Genomic DNA, 21,304 nt, shown 5'->3' on the forward strand with positions numbered 1-21,304 from the left:
GTCGTCCTATCCGCTGCCACGATTGGATGACTGAATATCCTTCTCCATGAGCGGGCTGCTTTTGCCGGCATCCACCATGACCCAGCCGAGCTTTTCGTAGAAACGGACGGCATCTGGCGCCGCATGGACCTCCAGGCGGCAGAGGCCGTGCTTGGTCGATAGTCTCTCGACTTCGGACATCAAAATCCGCCCGAGCCCCTGCCTCTGATATTCCGGCATGATGGCGACAAGTCGCACGACGCCGGTCGCGCCATTCGACAGATCGAGGCGCACGGTGCCGAGGGCGACGCCGTCTTTCCTCAGCAGGAGCGGGATATGGCTCGCGTCATGCTCATCCGGGTGATTGTCATCGTAACCGTCGAGGCCGCGCAACTCGAACAATACGTGCCGCCGGATGGCATGATAGGCTTGCCAATCCTCGGCCTCTTTCACCTGCTGAAGCTCAATGGCCATCAACGCCCGCCCGCAATCCGTTCGAACGCCGAAGGTTCGGGAATGCCGAGATCGAGCCGCTGGCGGATTGCCTCGGCGCATTCGCGCGCTGTGAGCACCGACGTATCAACCTCCATGTCGTAGATGCCCGGCCGGTGCACCTCTTGCTGCCAACGCTCCACGGGCTCCGGCACGGGCGCTTCTTCGCTGGCGCGGAGATAAAGCGTCTCGCGTCCTTCCTGTGCGAGTTCCCGCCGCTGCATGATCGTCTCGATCGGACAGCGCACGCCGACGAAAAGCACCGAGAAGCCGTCGAGACGCCGGGCGCAGTCGGCAAGTATGCCGAGCGGGCGCGAATAGCTGTCGTGATGGCCGAGATCGGCGACCACGTTGAGGCCCAGGCCGGCATGGATGGCGATCGATTCGTAAAGGGCGGCATAGAGGAACGGGATCAGCTCTTCCAGCTCCGGCCGTTCGCCGCCGGGCCTGAGCCCGATGCCGGGCAGGTAGCGCTTCGGCGTCATGGCATTGTAGCTGTCGACGCCGAGGTTGATCCACGGCCCCTCGAATTCCTCCTGGATTGCCTGGGCAATGCTGGATTTGCCGCTGCGCGGAGCGCCGTTCAGGATAATGATCTGTCCGGCATGGCTGTCATGGGTCATCAGTTTTCTTCTTCTGTTTGGCGCGAATCGCTGAGGGAGGCCGCGCGGGCATTTCCATTCGGGATGCGAATACTTTATGGGAGAGTTAAGGCAGCATGGAATTGTCAGAAGGAATGGCATGAACGAGGACAGCGCGCATTTTCCCCCTGTCGACCCGGTTAAAACGGGCATCAAGGGCTGCTGCCCGCGCTGCGGCCAAGGCAAGCTCTTCGATGGCCTGCTCGGCCTGAAGCCGCGTTGCGCATCCTGCGGTCTCGATTACGCCTTCGCCGATTCCGGCGACGGTCCGGCCGTCTTCGTCATCCTTATCGTCGGCTTTATCATCATCGGCATGGTGCTATGGCTGCAGGTGAATTACGGCCCGCCGATCTGGGTTCATATCCTGCTGTTCGCGCCGCTGACGATCATCCTGTCTCTCATGACGTTGCGCTGGTTCAAGGGCATCCTGATCGCCATGCAATACCGCCACAATGCCCGCGAGGGACGCCTGAGTGACTGAAGCAGAGCATGTAATGCCGCGCCGCCGGCTGCCCGTGATAACAGGCATGCTGGTGCTGATTGCGCTTGCAATCCTGATTTCGCTCGGCACCTGGCAGCTCGAGCGCCTCCACTGGAAAGAGGGCCTGCTCGCCGATATTGCCACGCGCCAGGCTGCCGCCCCGGCGCCGCTGTCCGACATCGAGGCGATGGCGGCATCCGGCGGCGATATCGAATACCGCAAGGTCACCGCCACCGGCCGCTACATCAACAACAAGGAGCGTCACTTCTTCGCCACCTGGCGCGGCCAGACCGGCTTTTACGTCTATACCCCGCTCGAGCTTGCCGACGGGCGCGTCCTCTTCGTCAATCGCGGCTTCGTTCCCTATGAGAACAAGGAGCCGGAAATGCGCGTGCAGGGCCAGCTGACGGATCAGCAGACCGTCACCGGCCTGGCGCGGGGAAAACTTCCGGGCAAGCCCTCCTCGCTGGTGCCCGACAATGACGTCGCCAAGAACATCTTCTACTGGAAGGACCTCGACGTCATGGCCGAGAGCGTCGGGCTGGACAAGGCGCGTGTCCTTCCCTTCTTCGTCGATGCCGATTCCACCCCCAATCCGGCCGGCCTGCCGATCGGCGGCGTCACCCAGGTCGATCTGCCGAACGACCATCTGCAATATGCCCTGACCTGGTACGGCCTGGCCGCCGTGCTCGTCGTCGTGGTGGCGATCTCCTGGTTCCGCAAGTCAGGGAAGTCGCCTCGGCAATAGTATCGCTTCAATTCTTGGCCATATTGGGCTAGAGGTCCCTTACCCTCTCAATCCGGAACAGACATGAATATTGCGGCGAAACCTCCCTTGACGATCAGGCTCTGCGGGCCGCGCGGCTTCTGCGCCGGCGTCGACCGCGCCATCCAGATCGTCGTGCTGGCGCTGAAATCCTATGGCGCGCCGGTCTATGTGCGCCACGAGATCGTCCACAACCGTTATGTCGTCGAGGGGCTGGAGGCCAAGGGCGCCGTCTTCGTCGAGGAGCTGGACGAGATCCCGGCCGAGCATCGCGCCCAGCCGGTCGTCTTCTCCGCCCATGGCGTGCCCAAATCCGTGCCGGAGGATGCGGTAAACCGCAACCTCTTCTATCTCGACGCCACCTGTCCGCTGGTTTCCAAGGTCCACAAGCAGGCGATGCGCCATAATCGCCTCGGCCGCCACGTCGTCCTGATCGGCCATGCCGGCCACCCCGAGGTGATCGGCACCATGGGCCAGCTGCCGGAGGGATCGGTCTCGCTGATCGAGACGATCGAGGATGCCGACGCCTATGCGCCCGCCGATCCGGACAATCTAGGCTATGTCACGCAGACGACGCTCTCGGTCGACGACACCGCCGGCGTCATCGCCCGCCTGCACGAGCGTTTTCCCAATCTGACCGCGCCGGCGGCCGATTCGATCTGTTATGCGACGACCAACCGCCAGGAAGTGGTGAAGCAGGCGGCCCCCGGCTGCGATCTCTTCATCATCGTCGGGGCGCCGAATTCCTCCAATTCCAAGCGCTTGGTAGAAGTGGCGCTGCGGGCAGGGGCGAAGAAATCGATCCTCGTACAGCGCGCCGCCGAACTCGACTGGGACGAGATCGGCGCGATCTCGACGCTCGGCCTTTCCGCCGGCGCCTCCGCCCCCGAGGTCATCGTCAACGAGATCATCGAGGCGTTCCGCGCCCGCTTCGACGCCCGTGTCGAACTGGCCGAAACGGTGCAGGAAACCGAGAATTTTCTGGTCAACCGCGAATTGCGCAGCATCGAGCTGACGGCGGCCGACATGGCCTTCGTCAACGGCTAGGCCGTCATCGCGGCCCCGGCCAGCCACCATCCATAAACAAGACGAGACCTCACTTGGCAGTCTATACCGATATCGCCGAAGACGATTTGAAATGGTTCCTGACCGAATATGACGCAGGAAGCCTGCTCTCCTACAAGGGCATCGCCGAAGGTGTGGAAAATTCCAATTTCCTGCTGCACACCTCCAAGGAACCGCTGATCCTGACGCTCTATGAGAAGCGCGTGGAAAAGAGCGACCTGCCGTTCTTCCTCGGCCTGATGCAGCATCTTGCCGCCCGCGGCCTCTCCTGCCCATTGCCGCTGCCGCGCCGCGACGGCGCGCTGCTCGGCTCGCTCTCCGGCCGCCCGGCGGCGCTGATTTCCTTCCTCGAAGGCATGTGGCTGCGAAAGCCGGAGGCGAAACATTGCCGCGAGGTCGGCCGGGCGCTCGCCCAAATGCATGTGGCAGGTGCCGGTTTTGAGCTGAAGCGCCCGAACGCACTGTCGCTCGACGGCTGGCGGACGCTCTGGGAAAAATCCGAGGCGCGCGCCGATGAGGTCGAGCCCGGCCTGCAGGATGAGATCCGCAGCGAACTCGATTTCCTCGCTGCCGCCTGGCCGAAGGGTTTGCCGGCCGGCGTCATCCACGCCGACCTCTTTCCCGACAACGTCTTCTTCCTTGGTGATCAGCTCTCGGGCCTGATCGACTTCTATTTCGCCTGCAACGACCTGCTCGCCTATGACGTTTCAATCTGCCTGAATGCCTGGTGCTTCGAAAAGGACGGCGCGTACAACATCACCAAGGGCACGGCGATGCTCGAGGGTTACCAGAGCGTGCGTCCTTTGAGCGGCGAAGAGATCGCCGCTTTGCCGGTGCTGTCGCGTGGGTCCGCGCTGCGGTTCTTCCTGACGCGGCTCTATGATTGGCTGACGACGCCCGAGGGCGCCATGGTCACCAAGAAGGACCCGCTCGAATATCTGCGCAAGCTGCGCTTCCACCGCCAGATCGGCTCGGCCGCCGAATACGGATTGAGCCTATGAAACACGTCGATATCTTCACCGACGGCGCATGCTCCGGCAATCCCGGCCCCGGCGGCTGGGGCGCCGTGCTGCGTTATGGCGACGTCGAAAAGGAGCTTTGCGGCGGCGAGGCGGACACCACCAACAACCGCATGGAACTGCTGGCGGCGATCTCCGCCCTGCAGGCGCTGAAGACCCCTTGCGAGGTCGATCTTTATACCGACAGCGCCTATGTCAAGGACGGCATCTCCAAGTGGATTTTCGGCTGGAAGAAAAACGGCTGGAAGACATCGGACAAGAAGCCGGTGAAGAATGCCGAACTCTGGCAGGCCCTGGAAGAAGCCCGCAACCGCCACAAGGTGACGCTCCACTGGGTCAAGGGCCACGCCGGCCATCCCGAGAACGAACGTGCCGATGAGCTTGCGCGCCGCGGCATGGAGCCGTTCAAGAAGCGCAAGGCGGTTTCGTTTTAAGGGTGTGTGGTTTTGCCGCCTCGCACCTATCGCTATCCTAGCGCTCGCGGCATGAATGTGCCGTCGGTCCAACCCAATCTCCGTGATGCTCGGGCTTGACCCGAGCATCCACGCCGACACCCACCAGCAGGGGCGTGGATCCTCGGCTCAAGGCCGAGGATGACGGAATGTGTGGTGACGTCCCAGCCAATTCGCCCCCGAAGACCAACAATGGGCGGAGGCGGATCCCCGCTTGCTCATCCTAATGACGAGCACGGAAGTGGGTCGGACAGGCTTTGCATCTCACTGCCGCGGCGCCACCGCCGCTCCCTGGATCAGCCGATGCAGATATTCGAGCTTGGCCACAACGGGCGAAGAGAGCACGAACGGGTAGGAGTCCGGCTGGCCCATGCTGCGCTGGATGGCGTTGATCGCCAGGCTGAGGGGCACCCAGGCGCTGACCAGCTGCTCGGCGTTTTTTGCCCGATAGGGGATGAAATCGACCTCGCCTGCTATTTCTTCATGTCCGCGCGGATCGATGGCGATGCCGAAGGCGCGGGCGGTTTCCAGCGTATCGACGATATGGAGGTAATGTGCGAAGCATTCGGCGAAATCCTCCCAGGGATGTGACGAAGCATAGGCGCTGATGAAATTATCCTGCCATCCCAGGGGCGGGCCGGCGGCATAGTGTTTCTGGAGGGCCACTAGATAATCCTGCCGCTCGTCACCGAAGACGGTGCGGAAATTGTCGAGGTCGTTCTGGTCGCGCACCAGCTTGTTCCAGATGAAATGGCCGGCCTCGTGGCGGAAATGGCCGAGCAGCGTGCGATAGGGTTCGTTCATCGAGCTGCGCGCCTGTTCGCGCGTCGCATCGTCGGCTTCCGCCGCGCGGATGGTGATCAGGCCTTCCTCATGGCCGGTCATGGCAGGCACGACATTGCCGTTGCCCTGCAGCGAATCCTCGAGGAAATCGAAGACGAGCCCGCCCTGCGGATCTTCCGCACGGTCGGGATGCGGCAGCTTCCAGCGCAACAGCGAATAGAAAAGATGGCGCTGCGCCTGACCGATGCGCCGCCAGCGGCCGATGCCGTCCTCAGTATCGGTGTTGGGCACCAGCCGGTTATGGCGGCAGGCGGCGCAGAACTCGCTGTCGCTGTCGCCCTCCACCAGCCAGTTGCAGATGTCGAGCCCGGCATTGGCGCAGAAGCGCACCTGCCGCTCGGGATTGGACACGAGCTGCCAGACCGTCTCGTCGCGCGGCTCCAGCGCATGCATGGCGAGATCGCCGGGCAGGAAACCCAGGCGATGATTGCAGCGCACGCAGTGGCGGTTGTCGAAATGGACGACTTGATCGCAATTGTCGCAGGCGAAAAGCTTCATCGTATTGATCTCAGCAAAGCAGGGCGGATGAAAAATGCCCGCCGCGCGAAGCGCAGCAGGCATGGTTCATCAAGGATGCGCTTGTGGTTCAGAGCCGGTCGACGGCGCCCTTGAGCTTGTCCTTGACCTTGCCGGTTGCGACCTGTCCCTTGCCTTTGGCCTCCTGGACGGCGCCCTTGGCCTGCATGTCGCGATTGCCGGTGGCCTTGCCGACGGCCTGTTTCGTCTTGCCGGCAATTTCGTTGGTCTTGCCTGAAATCTTGTCGCTGGTGCTACCCATAGGTGATGTCTCCTTGGTCGGCGTCGGACCTCTCGTCCGCGCCGGAAGGAAACGTCACTTGCGGCTATTCGTTCCAGCGCGCGTCAAGCCCGCCGCCGCCTGATGTCAGGCGTGTCCGGCCTCGGCCGAAAGCATGGCGGCGGTCACGCCCATGCCGGCGAGCGCCCGCTCGTATTTGTCCTCGAGGCTGCGGTCGAAGATCAGTTCTTCATTGGCCGGGCAGGTGAGCCAGCCATTGTTGGCGACCTCGTTTTCGAGCTGGCCGGCCCCCCAGGAGGAATAGCCGAGCAGCATCGTCGCCCGCTTCGGCCCGGCACCCTTGGAGATGGCGCGCACGATGTCGAGCGTCGCCGTCAGGCAGATGTCGTCGCTGACCGGGATCGAGGAGTCGCTGGCATAATCGTCCGAATGCAGCACGAAGCCGCGGCCGCTTTCCACTGGGCCGCCGGTCTGGATCGGGAAGTCGCGGGCGCGCTGCGGCAGCACGATCGGCTCTTCCTGCTTGATCATGTCGAGATGCAGCAGCACATCGGTGAAGGTGAGGCTCTGCGGCCGGTTGATGACGAAGCCCATGGCGCCGGCATCCGAATGCGCGCAGATGTAAATCACGGTGCGCGCAAAATTGCGGTCTTCCATGCCCGGCATGGCGATGAGGAACTGGCCATCGAAGAAGCCACGTTCCCGTCTGTTCTTCAGCGTCGATAAGGACATTGTTCCTCCTGCTGCCAGACCGCACCAAAGGCCCCGACAAGAGAAGGATGGGCCAATGTCACCAATCAATCAACTGAAAATGAAGATTATGTGGCCGCCGCTTCTGGCGGCCAAACGGCACTTTCGGTAAACCTTTGTTCCATGATGATTATTTCTTTGGCACCGCGCCGGCTTTTCATGGCGGCCATTTCGCTCGTCGCAGCCTTCGCCCCGTTTTGTTCCGCGCAGGCGGAAATGAGCGCCTGGGCCGAGGCCGAGGGCGGCCGCATGCGCCTCGTGGCGCTGGCACCCGATGCCGGCGGCAAAATCCGTGCCGGCCTGCAGATCGAGCCGAAACCCGGTTGGATCACCTATTGGCGCGAGCCCGGCAACAGCGGCATCCCGCCTCTCGTCACCATCGCCCCGGAAAGCGGCGTGGCGCTCGATGCCATCGGCTATCCCGTTCCCAAGCATTTTTTCAAGGGCGGTATCGAGGATATCGCCTATGACGCGCCGGTGACGCTGCCATTATCGCTGAACGTCGCCGGTAACGGCCCGGTCGCGATCGACGCGACGGCCTTCATCGGCATCTGCAAGGACATCTGCATCCCCTTCCAGGCGAATTTGGCAGTGAAGCTCGGCCCGGCCAAGCAGTCGCAGCCGCAGGAAGAGGCGATCCTTGCGGCCGCCGATGCGGCCTTGCCGAAGCCGCCTTCGGCCGATTTCAAGGTTGCGGCGTACGCCATGTCGTCCGACAGGAAGACGCTGTCGCTGACGCTCACCCTGCCGGGCGGGGGGAGCGGCGGCGCGCCCGATATCATCGTCACCGGCCCGAGCGGCTACGCTTTCACCAAGCAGGTCGGCGGCAAACGCGACGGCGCAGCCTTTAAGACCGACATTGCAATCGGCAAGCTGCCGAAGGATTATGACCCATCCGGCAAGCGCTGGAGCGTGCTTGTCATCGATGGTGACCGGGCGATGGAGACCACGCTTGCCTTTGACTGACCGGCACCTATAGTCGCCTGCGATCTTCTCGCGGCGCCCGCCAGGCCGGCATCCGCCGCAAAAACAGAACAAAGGAGAAAACCCATGACCATCGCGATCGGCGACAAGCTTCCTGCCGCCACCTTCAAGGAAAAGACCGCCGACGGCCCGGTCGAAATCACCACCGATCAGCTCTTCGCCGGCAAGCGCGTCGTGCTCTTTGGCGTGCCGGGCGCCTTCACCCCCACCTGCTCGCTGAACCACCTGCCGGGTTACCTCGAAAACCGCGACACCATCCTCGCCAAGGGCATCGACGACATCGCCGTTCTCGCCGTCAACGACTGGCACGTCATGGGCGCCTGGGCGCAATCCTCCGGCGGCCTCGGCAAGATCCACTTCCTCGCGGATTGGGACGCCGGCTTCACCACGGCCGTCGGCCTCGAAGCCGACCTCTCCGCCGGCGGCCTCGGCCTGCGCTCCAAGCGCTATTCGATGCTGGTCGAAAATGGCGTCGTGAAAGCTCTCAACGTCGAGGAAAGCCCCGGCCAGGCAACGGTCTCGGGTGCGGCTGCGATGCTGGAGCTGCTCTGAGTTTTCGATAGGTCGAATCGCCGGCTGGTCTGGCAGCAACGTGCTCCCAACCTCCGTCATCCCAGGCCTTGAGCCTGGGATCCACGGCCGCAGTCGGCGAGGCCGGCATGGGTCCTCGGGTCAAGCCCGAGGACGACGGAGGGCGGGGTAAGCTCTGTGGCAAAACCAGCGACGGTGAGGCAATAGCAGCGGCGTTGCGCCTCTTGCCGCTGGCCCTCCTCAATCTCCGTCATTCCAGGCCTTGAGCCTGGAATCCATGGCCACAGCCGATGAGGCCGCCTGAATCCTCGGGTCAAGCCCGAGGACGACGGAGGGTGGGGTGAGCTTGTGGCAAATCCAGCGATGGTGACGCAATCGCCGCTTCGTTCCGCTTCCTGCCAATGGCCCTCCTAAAACTCCGTCATTCCAGGCCTTGAGCCTGGAATCCACCGACCACCCCTGTGACAAGAAGGCCGGTCCTCCCGCCTCAATCTCGCCGCAATCGTTATAACATAACGTGTAATGTTATTACATCATCAGGATGAGCCATGCCCTCAAGCCCCGATCGCCCCTCCATCAGCCTGCTGGGACAATCGGCCTTATCCCGGGTGATCGGCATCTCGCTGGTCATTGCCGCGCTCTGGCTAGCCATTCACTGGGCGGTTCTGCTGCCATGACGCCTTTGATCCGTCTCGATGATCTCACGGTCGCCTATGATCGCCACCCGGCCGTCCATCATCTCTCCGGCGCCTTTGCGCCGGGCAGCCTGACGGCGATTGCCGGGCCGAATGGGGCGGGCAAGTCGACGCTGCTGAAGGCGATCATGGGCGAGCTTCGCCCGGCCGAGGGCAGGATCGAGCACCGGCTGGTGCGGGCGGAATTCGGTTATCTCCCGCAGGCGGCCGAGATCGATCGGCGTTTCCCGATCTCGGTCATCGACACCGTCATGCTCGGCGCCTGGAAGGCGAGCGGAGCCTTCGGCCGCGTGGCACCCGCCGATGTCAAAAAGGCGGGCGAGGCGCTCGCCGCCGTCGGTCTCGAAGGCTTCGGCAGGCGCCATGTCGGCTCGCTCTCGGCCGGCCAGTTCCAGCGCGTGCTCTTTGCCCGCCTGCTCTTGCAGGATGCCGGCGTCATCCTGCTCGACGAGCCGTTTACGGCAATCGATGCCCGCACGACCCGGGATCTCCTCGACATCGTTTCCCGCTGGCACGGCGAGGGCCGCACGGTCATCGCCGTGCTGCATGATTTCGAGCTCGTCCGGACGCACTTCCCTCAGACCCTGCTGCTCGCCCGCGAGCTTGTGGGATGGGGGCCGACCGGCGATGTCATGTCGTCCGCCAATCTCATGAAGGCCCGCGCCATGGCCGAGCGCTGGGATGAGGATGCGGCGGCCTGTGCCCCGCAGGAGGAGCCGGCGGCATGACGACCTACGATCTCTTCCTCGCGCCCTTTGCCGATTTCGGTTTCATGCGCCGCGCTCTTGTCGCTTGCCTCTGCCTCGGGCTCGGTTCGGGGCCGATCGGCGTCTTCCTGATGCTGCGGCGCATGAGCCTGATGGGCGACGCCATGAGCCATGCGGTGCTGCCGGGGGCGGCGATCGGTTATCTCGTCGCCGGCTCGCTGTCGCTGACGGCGATGGGCCTCGGCGGCCTTGTCGCCGGCCTGTCGGTGGCGCTGCTGTCCGGCGCCGTCAGCCGCATGACCGTGCTGCGCGAGGATGCGAGCTTTGCGAGCTTCTATCTCGCTTCGCTGGCCCTCGGCGTGCTGATCGTCTCGCTGCGCGGCTCGAACATCGATCTGCTGCACGTGCTCTTCGGCACCATCCTGGCGATCGATGCACCGGCACTTTATCAGATCGGCGCGATCACCTCGATGACGCTTCTCATCCTCGCCGCAATCTACCGGCCGCTGGTGGCCGAATGCTTCGACCCGGGTTTCTTGAGAGCCGTCGGCGGGCGCGGGCCGGTCTATCACGTCCTCTTCCTGCTGCTCGTGGTGCTGAACCTCGTCGCCAGCTTCCAGGCGCTCGGCACGCTGATGGCGGTCGGCCTGATGATGCTGCCGGCGGCCATCGCCCAGCTCTGGTCGCGCAGCTTGGCCGTGATGATGCTGATTGCCACCGCCAGTGCGGCCGCCTCCGGCTATCTCGGCCTGATCGCTTCCTACCATCTGGAACTCGCCTCCGGCCCGACGATCATCATGACGGCGGCGCTGATCTACGCCTTTTCAATCCTCTTCGCGCCCTCCGGCATCGCCCGGCGCTTCTTTCCCCGCCCGCATCTGAAGGGCTGATTTCAAGGAGACTTCGATGATTTCGCGCAGACTGCTTCTCTCCGCCGCCGTACTGCCCGCGCTGATGGCGCTGTCGACCGCCCCCGCTTCGGCCGAAACGCTGAAGGTTGTGGCGTCCTTCACCGTGCTTGCCGATGTCGTGAAACAGGTCGGTGGCGACCATGTTCATGTCACAAGCCTCGTTGGGCCGAACGGCGACCCGCATGAATTCGAGCCGTCGCCGGCCGACGCGAAGAATTTGAAGGCGGCTGAAGTCACTTTCGTCAGCGGCGAAGGGCTGGAAGGCTGGATGGACCGGCTGATCACCGCCTCCGGCTACAAGGGCAAGCCGGTGACGGTTTCCGAAGGCATCAGCACCCGCACCATGGAAGAGGACGGCAAGACCATCACCGATCCGCATGTCTGGAACAGCCCTGTCAACGTCAAGGTCTGGGTCGCCAATATCGAAAAGGCGCTGTCATCGGCCGATCCCGCCGACGCCGCCGCCTTCAAGGCCAATGCCGAAAAATATACGCAGAAGCTGGATGAGCTGAACGCCTACGCCCATTCGAAATTCGATACGATCGCCGAGGACCGCCGCAAGGTGCTGACGAGCCACGATGCCTTCGGCTATTTCGGCCGCGAATACAAGGTGAGCTTCCTGGCACCGCTCGGCCTGTCCACCGAGAGCGAGGCCTCGGCCGCCGACGTCGCCAAGCTGATCGAACAGATCAGGAGCGAGCACGTGAAGGCCTATTTCTTCGAAAATTCCAACGATCCGCGCCTGGTCAAGCAGGTCGCCAAGGCAACGGGCGCGGAACCCGGCGGTGAGCTCTATGTCGAATCGCTGTCCGACGCCCAGGGACCGGCGCCGACCTACGAGAAAATGTTCCGCTACAATGTCGACCGGCTTGCCGCCGCCATGGCGAAATCGAGCTGACAGCCGATCGGATGGTGAAAAGCATGATGCCGAGGTCCGCCTCGGCGTCATGCTCCCCTGTCAAACAGGCTTGTGGCGTCGCTCGACGCCCTTGGCCGCCAGAACCTCATCCGCGGCTGCCGATACCAGAAATTCCCAAAGCTGGCTGGCGGCTTCCGCGTCGCTGGAATCGGCGCCGATGCCCACGTCAAAGTCGATGTAACTTTGAAGCTCTGCCGGAAACCGGCCGACAAGCATGACGTCGGGCGCGGCAGCGAGAATTGAGGTCATGGGGACGACGGCCAACTCGGCCTCCCCACGACCGACGGCCGACGCTGTCTGCCCTCCAGGCGCGGCGACGAGCCGGGGCTTTACCTCATCTGCTATTCCCAGCCGATCCAACAAGGCAGAGAAATGGCGGCCGCTGGTTCCGTCACTGGCATAGGCGATGGATCTCGCGTCCTTCAAAGTTTGCTTGAATGCTTCTGTCGATCCGATGTCGAGCGGTCGGCTGCCTGCCTTGGCCGCCACACCCATCCCGATTCTGCCGAACGCCACCTGGCTTCCCGCCTTGACTTTTCCAGAGGCGGTCAGCGCCTCAACCATATCAGGGTTGATGATGACGAGGTCGAAAGGCTCGCCGGCCTCGATCTGCTTCTTGACCGTGGGATTGACCTCCCACCTGGCCGCAACAGCCAAACCTGTGGCCGTTTCGAACCGGGGGATGAGAGCAAGGACGGCGGGTCGGACAGCGATCGCGCCAAAAAGCCGGATTTCCTGATGCATCGCCCAGCCGTCCAGTTGCGCCTCAAATATTGAGGTCAAAAACCAGGATGCCGGCGAGGCCTCCATCCGTCGAGGAGACGATGCGCTCGCCGACTGCCACATGTTCGGGATGGATGAGATAGGCATCCCGGGCTTCGGCGCTTTCGAAGGTGACGGCAAAGCCGTCGACGAAGCCGCCATGCAGCCCCTCGGGCGAGACATTTGGCCCGTATTTGATATCCACGATGCCGGGAATGACCTGTTTCAGCGCGACGATCGCGGCAAACAGCGCCTGCTTGTCGTCGATCGTCATCGCGGTCTTCAGCCGCAGGAACACGCAGTGCAGGATCATCAGTGGTCCTCCCGATTGTCGTTGCCGGCAGAATAGCGGCGAAAGCCGGGAGGGCAATCAGATTTATCGTCACCCCGGACGCTGCCGTCCGGAGAGCTTACATCTGGTCGCTTGCAACAGGTGCGCGATTGTAGAGCTTGCGGATGAGTTCGCCGGACAAGGCGCGGGCTTCATCCTTCTGCGCCGGCGTCATCGGCCGGCAGGTGTTTCTGAGATTGGAGCGGTCAAGCACCGTCACTGTACCCGAATTGACGATGACGAGGTACCAGCTGCAGGAGGCGACCCTGTCGATGGCGACGGCGCCGTGGCAGCCGGTGGACAGGCAGAAGGCCACGGTCTGCTGGGCGACGTGATCGCCCTTCTGCGCCAGCGCCAGCGATCTCTCGAACTCCGCCGTCCATCGCTCGCAATGGGGTTTGCCCGGCACGCAGGCCTTGGTGGCGGGATAGAGGTCGGTCGCCTGCGCCGGCGAGACGAACAGGGCGCCGACTGAAAGGGCGAGCAGAAATTTGAGCATCGAATTGTCCTTATGCGATAGGAAAGAGGCGCACATCGCCGGTCGTTGGTCAATCACCAATCGTGGGTGAGAGGCGCGCCGCGCAGGCGGGAGACCGGTTAAGCCCGGTTCGCCGGCGCTCAGGCCCTTTTTGTCAGCGGAAACCGGTCGCGCAGCAGCCGCAGCACCGATTCCGACGGGATCGGCGGCCCGAACAGATAGCTTTGTCCGTAGCTGCAGCCCATCTTGGCGAGCTCGATCGCATCCTCGTTGGATTCGATGCCTTCGGCCACCACCTTCATCTCCAGCTCGCGCGCCATTGCTATGACCGAGCGGAGCACGGTCGCCTTCTTGTCGCTGCTGTCGCGCACCAGCGCCTTGTCGAGCTTGATCGTCTCGAAGGGGAAGCGGGTGAGATAGGCAAGCGAGGAATAGCCGGTGCCGAAATCGTCGAGCGCCAGGCCAATGCCGGCTTCTTTCAGCTTCTGCAGCACCAGGCGGGCCTGTTCCGGATTTTCCATCACCATGGATTCCGTCAGTTCCAGCTTGAGCCGCGAGGGTGCGCAATGGGTCTTGGCGAGAACCGAACGCACGTCGTCATAGAGCTCGTTGTTGAGCAACTGCACGCTTGACAGATTGATCGACACGAAGATCGGCAATTCGCCGGTCTGGGTCTGCCAGCTCATCAGGTCGTTGGTCGCCTGTTCCAGCGCGAACATGCCGAGCGGGCCGATGAGATCGGAGGCCTCGGCGATCGGGATGAATTCGGAGGGCGGGATATTGCCGCGCTTGGGATGTTCCCAGCGCATCAGCGCTTCGAAGCCGGCGATCTCGACATCCTCCAGCCGGGCGATCGGCTGGTAGACCATCGACAATTCCTTGCGCTCGATGGCGCGGCGCAGATCGGTTTCGAGCTGCAGCCGGTCGGTGCCGAAGTCGCGGAAGGCCGGCTGGAACGGTTCGACGCGGTTGCCGCCGGCCCGTTTTGCCCGGTACATGGCAAGCTCGGCGTCGCTGAGCAGGCCGCTGGCGCTCTCCTGCCGATCCACCCAGGAGGCGAGCCCGATCGAGGCCGTCAGGATGATCTCGCGACTGGAGAAGTTGATCGGCACCATGATCGCCTTGCTGATCGCATCGGCGAAATCGGCGACCTTGGCCGGATTGTGCTCGGACACCAGAATGAGGCCGAACTGGTCGCCGGCCAGCCGCGCCAGCGTGTCCTGCGGCTTCATCAGCCGGCGCAAGCGCCGGGTCAGGGCAATGAGGATGTTGTCGCCGGCGGCAACCCCGAGTGAATCATTGACCAGCTTGTAGCGGTCGATGTCGATCACCATCACGGTCGGGCGCAGCGTGTCGCCGCCGGGCGCCAGCGCCAACACCGCCTGCAGCCGGTCGAGGAAGACCTGCCGGTTCGGCAGGCCGGTCAGATTGTCGTGCAGTGCGTCGTGCAACAGCCGCTCGACGGAGTTCTTCTGCTCGGTGACATCGACGATCGTGCCGACGCAGCGGATGATCTCGCCATTGGAGCCGAGCACCGGCCGGGCGCGGATCAACAGCCAGTGGAAATGCCCGTCCTCGGCGCGGATGCGGAATTCGTGATTGAGCCGGCCGCGCCGGTGTTCGAGCAGCACGTCGAGCGTGGCGCGGAAGCGGTCGCGGTCGTCGGGATGCAGCCGCGGCAGCCAGTTGCGCGCCGCCCCATGCATGGCGCCGGGGGAAAGGCCGAGCTTGACCGAGACGTCGGGAATGGTGACGACGCGGTCGCGCGCCACGTCCCAGTCCCACACCATGTCACCGGACCCGGTCAGCGCCAGCGATTGCCGCTCGAGATCGGAAAACAGCCCTTGCTGGAAGGCGCCGCCGGCAAAGGCGTGCTGCATGACGGTGAAGCCGATCAGGAGCACGATCAGCACGAGGCCGCCGCCGAGTGCCGGCTGGATGATGTCGTTGTCGAGCCGGCCGGTAACGGTCAGCCACGCCCCGAACAGCCAGACGAGCGTCAGCGCCCAGGCCGGCACCAGGAGGATGGCGCGGTCGTAGCGGTTGAAGCCGAGATAGACGATCAAAAGCAGGCCGGTCGCCGCCGTCAGGGCGAAGGACAGCCTGGCGATGCCGGCGGCAATCGAGGGATCGTAGATCGCCACGCCGAAGAGCAGGGCAAGACCGAGCACCCAGGCAAGGGTGGCGTAACCGAGATGCGCATGCCAGCGATTGAGGTTCAGATAGGTGAAGAGGAAGATGACGAAACTCGAGGCGAGCGCCACTTCCGCACAGGCCCGCCATATTCGCTGGTCGGCCGAGGCGACGCTGATCAGCTTGCCGAGAAAGCCGAAGTCGACGCAGATATAGCCGAGCACCGCCCAGGCGAGTGCGGCGGTTGCCGGCAGCATCGAGGTGCCCTTGACGACGAAGAGGATGGTGAGAAAAACGGCGAGCAGGCCGGCAATGCCGAGCACGATGCCGCGATAGAGCGTGAAGGCGTTGATCGTGTCCTTGTAGGCGTTCGGTTCCCAGAGATAGATCTGCGGCAGCTCCGGCGTCGACAGTTCCGCGACGAAGGTGATGACGGCGCCGGGGTTCAACGTGATGCGGAAGACATCGGCCTCGTCGCTCGGCTGCCGGTCGAGCGCGAAACCTTCGCTCGGCGTGATCGCCATGATGCGCTGCGAGCCGAGATCCGGCCAGAAGAGCTTGGAATTGACCAGACGGAAATGCGGCGCGACGATGACGCGCTCCAGCTGTTCCTCCGAGACATTGGCAAGCGCGAATACCGCCCAATCGCCCTGGTGATTCTCCGAGCTCGCCCGGACCTCGATGCGCCGACGGATGCCGTCGGCACCGGCGGCGGTCGACACCTGGAAGGCCTCGCCCTGGTTGGCGTAGATCTCGGTCGTCGCGGTGAGATCGAGCGCGGTATCGTCACGGGAAATCTTCACCGGTTCGGCCGCGTGGACCACGCCCGCCATGAGGGCGAAGGCCGCCAGGAAAAGGGCTGCGATCACCGCGATCACTCGTCCGGACGGTGACTTGGGCAGCATGCGGTCTCTGGTCATCGGCTGTCGGTTATCCTGCCTTTATCCGTATCGGTGGCGAGCCGTGAAAACATCACATGGTCGTGCCACTGACCGTTGATCTTCAAATATCCGCGCAGATAGCCTTCCCGCTGAAACCCGGCCTTTTCAAGCAGACGTATGCTGCGCGCGTTATCTGGAATACAGGCTGCTTCAATACGGTGCAACTCAAGCCCGGAGAAGATATAAGGAATAACCAGTTGCAGCGCGGCGTACATATGCCCCTGGCCGGCGTAGCGTTCGCCCATCCAGTAGCCGATCATGCAGCTTTGTGCCGCACCCCTTCTGATATAGCCGATGGTGATGCCGCCGACGAGGGTGCGGCTTTCCTTGAGGAAGATGAACAGCGGGATCGCCTGGCCGGAGGCATATTCCTGCTTGCCGCGGATGACGCGGGCGCGGTAGGCGCCCTCCGTCAGCTCGTCGCGCCGCCAGGTCGGCTCCCAGGGTTCCAGGAACCTGCGGCTTTCGGAGCGCAGCCGGTGCCACTGGTTGAAATCCTGATAGCGCGGCAGGCGCAGGAGATATCTATCATTCTCCAGCTCAACCGCATCCTGCTGCCGCGACAGGAACCGAAACACCGATTTTGGCATCGATCACTCCCGGCAGACGGACGGCGGCTCAGAGGCTTGCCTGCATCGTCTTCGGCGCCGGGACCGAAAGCGAGGCTTTGATGTCTTCCATCGGTGCGAGCTGTTCCAGCGGCCCGATCGCCGACAGCGTCGGCACGGTGTCGAAGAACAGTCGGCCGGCGAGATCGGTCAGCCGCTCGATGGTGATGCCCTCCAGCCTCTCCATCATCTCCGGATTGGAGATCGGCCGGCCATAGAGCATCATCTGCCTTGCGATCTGGCCGGCGCGGGCGGCCGGGCTCTCCTGGCCCATCAGCAGCTGGGCGCGGATCTGGGCGCGGGCGCGCTCGATTTCCTTCTGGTGGATCTCATTGGCGGACTTGTGCAGTTCGTCGATGATCACAGGCACCAGCTCCGGCAGGTTTTCGCCGCCGGTCGCGGCATGAATGCCGAAGATGCCGGTGTCGGAAAAACCCCAGTGGAAGGCATAGACCGAATAACAGAGGCCGCGGAATTCGCGTACTTCCTGGAACAGCCGCGAGGACATGCCGCCGCCGAGGATATTGGCGAGAATCTGCGAGCAGTAGAAATCGCGGGCATGATAGGGCTTGCCTTCGAAGCCGAGCAGGATCTGCGCATCCATCAGATCGCGCGGTTCGCGCACGCTGCCGCCGACATAACGCGCCGCTTCCATGACCGGCGGGGCGGACGGCGCGGTCGGCAGGCTGGCGAAGCGATCTTCGACCATGCGCAGAAATTCTTCATGATCGACGGCGCCGGTCGCCACGACGAACATGCGGTCGGTTGTATAGTTGCGGCCGAGATAGGTGCGGATCTGCTGCGGCGTGAAGGAAACGACGGTCTGCGGCGTGCCGAGGATCGCTCGGCCGAGCGTCTGGTCGCGATAGGCGGCCTCCGAGAACTTGTCGAACACCACGTCATCGGGCGTGTCGTTGGCGGCGTTGATCTCCTGAAGGATCACCTGCTTCTCGCGCTCCAGTTCCTCCTCCTCGAAGGCCGATTCCGTCAGAATGTCGGCGAGGATGTCGACGGCGAGCGGCACGTGGTCCTTCAGCACGCGGGCGTAATAGGAGGTCGTTTCGGTCGAGGTGGCGGCGTTGACCTCGCCGCCGACATCCTCGATTTCCTCGGCGATCTCACGGGCCGAGCGGCGCGCCGTGCCCTTGAAGGCCATGTGTTCGAGCAGGTGGGCGATGCCGTGCTCGTCTGCCGTCTCGTTGCGCGATCCCGATTTGATCCAGACACCGAGCGCAACGCTCTCAAGGTGTGGCATCGTTTCTGTGACTACTGTCAGCCCGGATTTCAGCCGGGTGCACTCAACTGTCATTGGCTATCTTTCTGCGCCTGCCGTCGTCTTGCCACGGGCGTGTTTGCCGATAAAGGTTTGAACGGCTTTCAGCTCCGGTTCGATGATCTGGAAACGCTCCTCCCTGTGCATCAGATCAGCAAGCCACGTCGGAAGCGCGGGGTCAATACCGCAAGCGGATTTTACGGCGGCCGGAAATTTCGCCGGATGTGCGGTCGAAAGCGTCACCATCGGCGTATTCGGCTTCTCTTTCTTGGCGGCGACGAAGACGCCGATCGCCGAATGCGGATCGAGGAGATAGCCGGTTTCCGCATGGGTCTTGCGGATCGTCTCGGCGACTTGGCTCTCGCTGGCGCGCCCGGCGCGGAAGTCGCGGCGGATCGCCTTCAGCGCTTGCCCGTTGATCTCGAAACCATTGGATTGCCTGAGGCTTTCCATCGAAGCACGCACCTTCGAGGCGTCGCGCCCATAGGCTTCGAACAGCAGCCGTTCGAAATTCGAGGAGATCTGGATGTCCATCGACGGCGAGCTCGTTGCCTTGACCGCCTTCATGTCGTAGCGGCCGGTCTTCAGCGTGCGTGTCAGAATGTCGTTTTCGTTAGTGGCGATGACAAGTCGGTCGATCGGCAGGCCCATGCGCTTGGCGCAGTAGCCGGCGAAGATATCGCCGAAATTGCCTGTCGGCACCGTGAACGAGATCTTCCGGTCCGGCCCGCCGAGTGCCACGGCGGTCGTGAAATAATAGACGATCTGGGCCATGATGCGCGCCCAGTTGATCGAATTGACGCCCGACAGGCTGACCTTGTCACGGAAGGCCGCGTCGTTGAACATCGCCTTGACGAGGTTCTGGCAGTCGTCGAAATTGCCTTCGACGGCCAGCGCATGAACATTGGCGGCCGTCGAGGTCGTCATCTGCCGCTGCTGCACCGGCGAGACCTTGCCGTGCGGGAAGAGGATGAAGATATCGGTGCGCTCGCGCCCGGCAAAAGCGTCGATCGCCGCACCGCCGGTATCGCCCGAAGTGGCGCCGACGATCGTCGCCCGCTCGCCGCGCTTTTCCAGCGCATAATCCATCAGCCGGGCAAGCAGCTGCATCGCCACGTCCTTGAAAGCGAGCGTCGTGCCGTGGAACAGCTCCATGACGAAGCTGTTCGGCCCGGTCTGGACGAGCGGGGCGATCGCCGGATGGCGGAAGGTGGCGTAGGCCTCGTCGATCATCGCCCGGAAGGTCGCCGCGGGGATCTCACCATTGGTAAAGGGTGACAGGATGGTGAAGGCGATCTCCTGATAGGTCTTGCCTCTCAGCGCGCGGATCTCTTTCTTCGAAAACTGCGGCCACTCCCGGGGAACATAGAGCCCGCCATCGCGCGCCAATCCCGTCAAAAGGGCGTCGCAAAAACCGAGGGCAGGGGCCTCGCCGCGGGTCGAGATATAGTCCACGTTGGTCATCCTTGATCTATCGGTGGAAGAAATTTGGCCGGGCCGAGCCGTGGCCCGTTCCGCCGGAAACCGGCAAGGGGCTGCGCTCAGGCCATACCATTGCCGTTATCTTGTTGAAGTTGCCCGCATCCGGCGGCGAAAAGTGCATCAAAACGGCGCGTACCCAATCGATTTTTGTTTGCGCCGCTGATATAGACCATCGCAAACCGTCGTGAAAGGCCTCGCGAAAAAGACTGGGGCCCTCCAAGAAACGCTTGTGCAAAGGGTGGAACATAGTGCTCGGCAAGGTCTCGCGTCTTATCATCTCCACGTCTTTCGTTGCCCTGCTTGCCGGCTGCAACTCGCTCGGCATCGGCGGCGACAACAAGCCGGAGGCGGCGCCGACCCAGCCGAACGGCAATGCCCAGATCATGCCGCTGGCGCCGGCCAATCCCTCCTCGAACAACCCCTCGATCGGTACCGCCAAGACGGCCCAGGGCGCCGTCGCTCCCGTCGTCCAGGGCGCCTGCCCGCAGATCTTCCTGCGTGACCAGGATGCGATCTTCCGCACCTATGCCAAGGGCAAGAAGGACGACCCGCAGCAGATCGTCTTCCAGGCCTCCTTCGGCGACTACACCCGCCAATGCACGCTGAACGACACGGCCCTGACGATGACCGTTGTTGCCCAGCTGCGCCTCATCACCGGCCCGGCCGGCAATCCCGGCCCGGTGACGCTGCCGGTCCGCGTCACCATCCTCGATGGCGAGAACGTGCTCTATTCCGAGGTCACCAAGTTCCCGACCGAGATCCCTGCGGGCTCCCCGGGCACGCAGGTCATCTTCCGCAAGGAAGGCATCCAGATGCCGGTCGGCGCCGGCGCGTTGGTGCGCGTCAATATCGGCTTCGACACCCAGCCGGCGAAGAGCAAGAAGAGCAGCTGATTATTTCTGGTAAAGTGCGGTCTGGCCGCCGCGTGATCCGGCCGGTTCGAGCAACATCTGGCGGCCTCATCGATCTGTTCCGGGGTCATCGAGGCGGACAACGTTTCGCATTTGGCTGCTGATGTCGTTTTGACGTGAGCCGGAGACGAACGCCGCCCCTGGGATCCACAGCTCCGCACTCGACTTCTTTAATTTCCCTGGGATTGGATGCCGTGTCTCTTCACGGGGTGGCAGCCGCATGGATCCCAGGGTCAAGCCCTGGGATGACGGAGGAGATGTGGTGCCTGGTGACATCGGCTCAGCAGCCGCGATAGAGCGACGGCAAAAACAGCGCCTCACAAGTTGCGCCGGCGGTGCGTTTGGCAACGAAGCCAACACCACACTCCGTCATCCCAGGGCTTGACCTGGGAT

Annotated in this window: 24 protein-coding genes; 12 read left to right on the forward strand and 12 right to left on the reverse strand. The window is 63.2% G+C overall.

Translation table 11 applies throughout. The annotated features are described in order from the left end of the window. Positions 1 to 6 precede the first annotated feature (6 nt). On the reverse strand, positions 7 to 453 hold the full coding sequence (locus tag A7X77_RS28625) for a GNAT family N-acetyltransferase (protein WP_064686215.1): 447 nt from the start codon (positions 451 to 453) through the stop codon (positions 7 to 9). Continuing rightward, entirely contained in the window at positions 453 to 1,094 is a 642-nt protein-coding gene (locus A7X77_RS28630) for a chloramphenicol phosphotransferase CPT family protein (protein WP_064686216.1), read from the reverse strand. Before A7X77_RS28630 ends, A7X77_RS28625 begins: the two co-directional genes overlap by 1 nt. A 118-nt stretch (positions 1,095 to 1,212) precedes the next feature. Between A7X77_RS28630 and A7X77_RS28635 the strand changes: the two genes are divergently transcribed. The 5 genes from A7X77_RS28635 (at position 1,213) to rnhA (ending at position 4,877) form a co-directional block, all read left to right on the forward strand. Continuing rightward, positions 1,213 to 1,593, forward strand: coding sequence for a DUF983 domain-containing protein (locus A7X77_RS28635; RefSeq protein WP_064686217.1), 381 nt, complete (start codon positions 1,213 to 1,215; stop codon positions 1,591 to 1,593). Then, positions 1,586 to 2,341 (forward strand): SURF1 family protein, encoded by a 756-nt coding sequence (locus A7X77_RS28640; protein WP_064686218.1) that lies wholly within the window; start codon positions 1,586 to 1,588, stop codon positions 2,339 to 2,341. The genes A7X77_RS28635 and A7X77_RS28640 overlap by 8 nt, the downstream gene beginning before the upstream one ends. A gap of 63 nt (positions 2,342 to 2,404) precedes the next feature. Continuing rightward, entirely contained in the window at positions 2,405 to 3,406 is a 1,002-nt protein-coding gene (ispH, locus tag A7X77_RS28645; RefSeq protein ID WP_010032185.1) for a 4-hydroxy-3-methylbut-2-enyl diphosphate reductase, read from the forward strand. Positions 3,407 to 3,459: 53 nt separating this feature from the next. Then, positions 3,460 to 4,425, forward strand: a complete 966-nt coding sequence (locus tag A7X77_RS28650) for a homoserine kinase (protein ID WP_064686219.1) — start codon at positions 3,460 to 3,462, stop codon at positions 4,423 to 4,425. After that, positions 4,422 to 4,877, forward strand: coding sequence for a ribonuclease HI (rnhA, locus tag A7X77_RS28655; RefSeq protein WP_064686220.1), 456 nt, complete (start codon positions 4,422 to 4,424; stop codon positions 4,875 to 4,877). The genes A7X77_RS28650 and rnhA overlap by 4 nt, the downstream gene beginning before the upstream one ends. A 282-nt stretch (positions 4,878 to 5,159) precedes the next feature. Here rnhA and A7X77_RS28660 read toward each other — a convergent pair whose 3' ends face one another. The 3 genes from A7X77_RS28660 to A7X77_RS28670 form a co-directional block, all read right to left on the reverse strand. Beyond that, on the reverse strand, positions 5,160 to 6,236 hold the full coding sequence (locus A7X77_RS28660) for a zinc-binding metallopeptidase family protein (RefSeq protein WP_064686256.1): 1,077 nt from the start codon (positions 6,234 to 6,236) through the stop codon (positions 5,160 to 5,162). A gap of 88 nt (positions 6,237 to 6,324) precedes the next feature. Further along, complete coding sequence (locus tag A7X77_RS28665; protein WP_064686221.1) at positions 6,325 to 6,516, reverse strand: CsbD family protein; 192 nt, start codon at positions 6,514 to 6,516, stop codon at positions 6,325 to 6,327. Positions 6,517 to 6,621: 105 nt separating this feature from the next. Continuing rightward, complete coding sequence (locus A7X77_RS28670; protein WP_004673076.1) at positions 6,622 to 7,227, reverse strand: YqgE/AlgH family protein; 606 nt, start codon at positions 7,225 to 7,227, stop codon at positions 6,622 to 6,624. 141 nt (positions 7,228 to 7,368) lie between these two features. On the opposite strand from A7X77_RS28670, the gene A7X77_RS28675 reads away from it, so the two are divergent. The 6 genes from A7X77_RS28675 (at position 7,369) to A7X77_RS28695 (ending at position 11,971) form a co-directional block, all read left to right on the forward strand. After that, complete coding sequence (locus A7X77_RS28675) at positions 7,369 to 8,211, forward strand: protein-disulfide reductase DsbD domain-containing protein (protein WP_197486904.1); 843 nt, start codon at positions 7,369 to 7,371, stop codon at positions 8,209 to 8,211. Positions 8,212 to 8,295: 84 nt separating this feature from the next. Further along, a complete protein-coding gene (locus A7X77_RS28680) occupies positions 8,296 to 8,781 on the forward strand; it encodes a peroxiredoxin (protein WP_064686222.1) in 486 nt (161 codons plus the stop codon). Positions 8,782 to 9,308: 527 nt separating this feature from the next. After that, complete coding sequence (locus A7X77_RS34235; protein ID WP_280950359.1) at positions 9,309 to 9,437, forward strand: hypothetical protein; 129 nt, start codon at positions 9,309 to 9,311, stop codon at positions 9,435 to 9,437. Then, positions 9,434 to 10,183, forward strand: coding sequence for a metal ABC transporter ATP-binding protein (locus A7X77_RS28685; protein WP_064686223.1), 750 nt, complete (start codon positions 9,434 to 9,436; stop codon positions 10,181 to 10,183). Before A7X77_RS34235 ends, A7X77_RS28685 begins: the two co-directional genes overlap by 4 nt. Then, entirely contained in the window at positions 10,180 to 11,052 is an 873-nt protein-coding gene (locus A7X77_RS28690; protein WP_064686224.1) for a metal ABC transporter permease, read from the forward strand. Before A7X77_RS28685 ends, A7X77_RS28690 begins: the two co-directional genes overlap by 4 nt. 16 nt (positions 11,053 to 11,068) lie before the next feature. Beyond that, positions 11,069 to 11,971, forward strand: a complete 903-nt coding sequence (locus A7X77_RS28695; RefSeq protein ID WP_064686225.1) for a metal ABC transporter solute-binding protein, Zn/Mn family — start codon at positions 11,069 to 11,071, stop codon at positions 11,969 to 11,971. 60 nt (positions 11,972 to 12,031) lie between these two features. On the opposite strand, the gene A7X77_RS28700 is transcribed toward A7X77_RS28695, so the two are convergent. The 7 genes from A7X77_RS28700 to thrC form a co-directional block, all read right to left on the reverse strand. After that, positions 12,032 to 12,736: a molybdate ABC transporter substrate-binding protein gene (locus A7X77_RS28700; protein ID WP_064686226.1), complete on the reverse strand. Its 705-nt coding sequence runs from the start codon at positions 12,734 to 12,736 to the stop codon at positions 12,032 to 12,034. Between the two features lie 22 nt (positions 12,737 to 12,758). After that, positions 12,759 to 13,067 (reverse strand): Dabb family protein, encoded by a 309-nt coding sequence (locus tag A7X77_RS28705; RefSeq protein WP_064686227.1) that lies wholly within the window; start codon positions 13,065 to 13,067, stop codon positions 12,759 to 12,761. Between the two features lie 97 nt (positions 13,068 to 13,164). Beyond that, positions 13,165 to 13,584 (reverse strand): hypothetical protein, encoded by a 420-nt coding sequence (locus tag A7X77_RS28710; RefSeq protein ID WP_064686228.1) that lies wholly within the window; start codon positions 13,582 to 13,584, stop codon positions 13,165 to 13,167. Between the two features lie 119 nt (positions 13,585 to 13,703). Next, positions 13,704 to 16,616: a sensor domain-containing phosphodiesterase gene (locus A7X77_RS28715; RefSeq protein WP_064686229.1), complete on the reverse strand. Its 2,913-nt coding sequence runs from the start codon at positions 16,614 to 16,616 to the stop codon at positions 13,704 to 13,706. Next, positions 16,613 to 17,227, reverse strand: coding sequence for a GNAT family N-acetyltransferase (locus A7X77_RS28720; protein WP_064686230.1), 615 nt, complete (start codon positions 17,225 to 17,227; stop codon positions 16,613 to 16,615). Before A7X77_RS28720 ends, A7X77_RS28715 begins: the two co-directional genes overlap by 4 nt. A 28-nt stretch (positions 17,228 to 17,255) precedes the next feature. Beyond that, positions 17,256 to 18,554, reverse strand: coding sequence for a M16 family metallopeptidase (locus A7X77_RS28725; RefSeq protein WP_064686231.1), 1,299 nt, complete (start codon positions 18,552 to 18,554; stop codon positions 17,256 to 17,258). Positions 18,555 to 18,557: 3 nt separating this feature from the next. Beyond that, the gene (thrC, locus tag A7X77_RS28730; protein ID WP_064686232.1) at positions 18,558 to 19,982 is read right to left on the reverse strand and encodes a threonine synthase; all 1,425 of its coding nucleotides are present in this window, start codon (positions 19,980 to 19,982) and stop codon (positions 18,558 to 18,560) included. Between the two features lie 263 nt (positions 19,983 to 20,245). Here thrC and A7X77_RS28740 point away from each other — a divergent pair, with 263 nt between their 5' ends. Further along, complete coding sequence (locus A7X77_RS28740; RefSeq protein WP_197486906.1) at positions 20,246 to 20,893, forward strand: hypothetical protein; 648 nt, start codon at positions 20,246 to 20,248, stop codon at positions 20,891 to 20,893. Positions 20,894 to 21,304: the final 411 nt, after the last annotated feature.

The sequence above is a fragment of the Rhizobium bangladeshense genome (assembly GCF_001662075.1).
Lineage (GTDB): Bacteria > Pseudomonadota > Alphaproteobacteria > Rhizobiales > Rhizobiaceae > Rhizobium > Rhizobium bangladeshense_B.

Coding starts and splice junctions, on each gene's coding strand:
- A7X77_RS28670 (WP_004673076.1), bottom strand. CDS start 7,227: ATGTCCTTATCGACGCTGAAGAACAGACGGGAACGTGGCTTCTTCGAT.
- A7X77_RS28705 (WP_064686227.1), bottom strand. CDS start 13,067: ATGATCCTGCACTGCGTGTTCCTGCGGCTGAAGACCGCGATGACGATC.
- A7X77_RS28625 (WP_064686215.1), bottom strand. CDS start 453: ATGGCCATTGAGCTTCAGCAGGTGAAAGAGGCCGAGGATTGGCAAGCC.
- A7X77_RS28660 (WP_064686256.1), bottom strand. CDS start 6,236: ATGAAGCTTTTCGCCTGCGACAATTGCGATCAAGTCGTCCATTTCGAC.
- A7X77_RS28685 (WP_064686223.1), top strand. CDS start 9,434: ATGACGCCTTTGATCCGTCTCGATGATCTCACGGTCGCCTATGATCGC.
- thrC (WP_064686232.1), bottom strand. CDS start 19,982: ATGACCAACGTGGACTATATCTCGACCCGCGGCGAGGCCCCTGCCCTC.
- A7X77_RS28665 (WP_064686221.1), bottom strand. CDS start 6,516: ATGGGTAGCACCAGCGACAAGATTTCAGGCAAGACCAACGAAATTGCC.
- ispH (WP_010032185.1), top strand. CDS start 2,405: ATGAATATTGCGGCGAAACCTCCCTTGACGATCAGGCTCTGCGGGCCG.
- A7X77_RS34235 (WP_280950359.1), top strand. CDS start 9,309: ATGCCCTCAAGCCCCGATCGCCCCTCCATCAGCCTGCTGGGACAATCG.
- A7X77_RS28715 (WP_064686229.1), bottom strand. CDS start 16,616: ATGACCAGAGACCGCATGCTGCCCAAGTCACCGTCCGGACGAGTGATC.
- A7X77_RS28635 (WP_064686217.1), top strand. CDS start 1,213: ATGAACGAGGACAGCGCGCATTTTCCCCCTGTCGACCCGGTTAAAACG.
- A7X77_RS28675 (WP_197486904.1), top strand. CDS start 7,369: ATGATGATTATTTCTTTGGCACCGCGCCGGCTTTTCATGGCGGCCATT.
- A7X77_RS28725 (WP_064686231.1), bottom strand. CDS start 18,554: ATGACAGTTGAGTGCACCCGGCTGAAATCCGGGCTGACAGTAGTCACA.
- A7X77_RS28680 (WP_064686222.1), top strand. CDS start 8,296: ATGACCATCGCGATCGGCGACAAGCTTCCTGCCGCCACCTTCAAGGAA.
- A7X77_RS28710 (WP_064686228.1), bottom strand. CDS start 13,584: ATGCTCAAATTTCTGCTCGCCCTTTCAGTCGGCGCCCTGTTCGTCTCG.
- A7X77_RS28700 (WP_064686226.1), bottom strand. CDS start 12,736: ATGCATCAGGAAATCCGGCTTTTTGGCGCGATCGCTGTCCGACCCGCC.
- rnhA (WP_064686220.1), top strand. CDS start 4,422: ATGAAACACGTCGATATCTTCACCGACGGCGCATGCTCCGGCAATCCC.
- A7X77_RS28630 (WP_064686216.1), bottom strand. CDS start 1,094: ATGACCCATGACAGCCATGCCGGACAGATCATTATCCTGAACGGCGCT.
- A7X77_RS28695 (WP_064686225.1), top strand. CDS start 11,069: ATGATTTCGCGCAGACTGCTTCTCTCCGCCGCCGTACTGCCCGCGCTG.
- A7X77_RS28720 (WP_064686230.1), bottom strand. CDS start 17,227: ATGCCAAAATCGGTGTTTCGGTTCCTGTCGCGGCAGCAGGATGCGGTT.
- A7X77_RS28690 (WP_064686224.1), top strand. CDS start 10,180: ATGACGACCTACGATCTCTTCCTCGCGCCCTTTGCCGATTTCGGTTTC.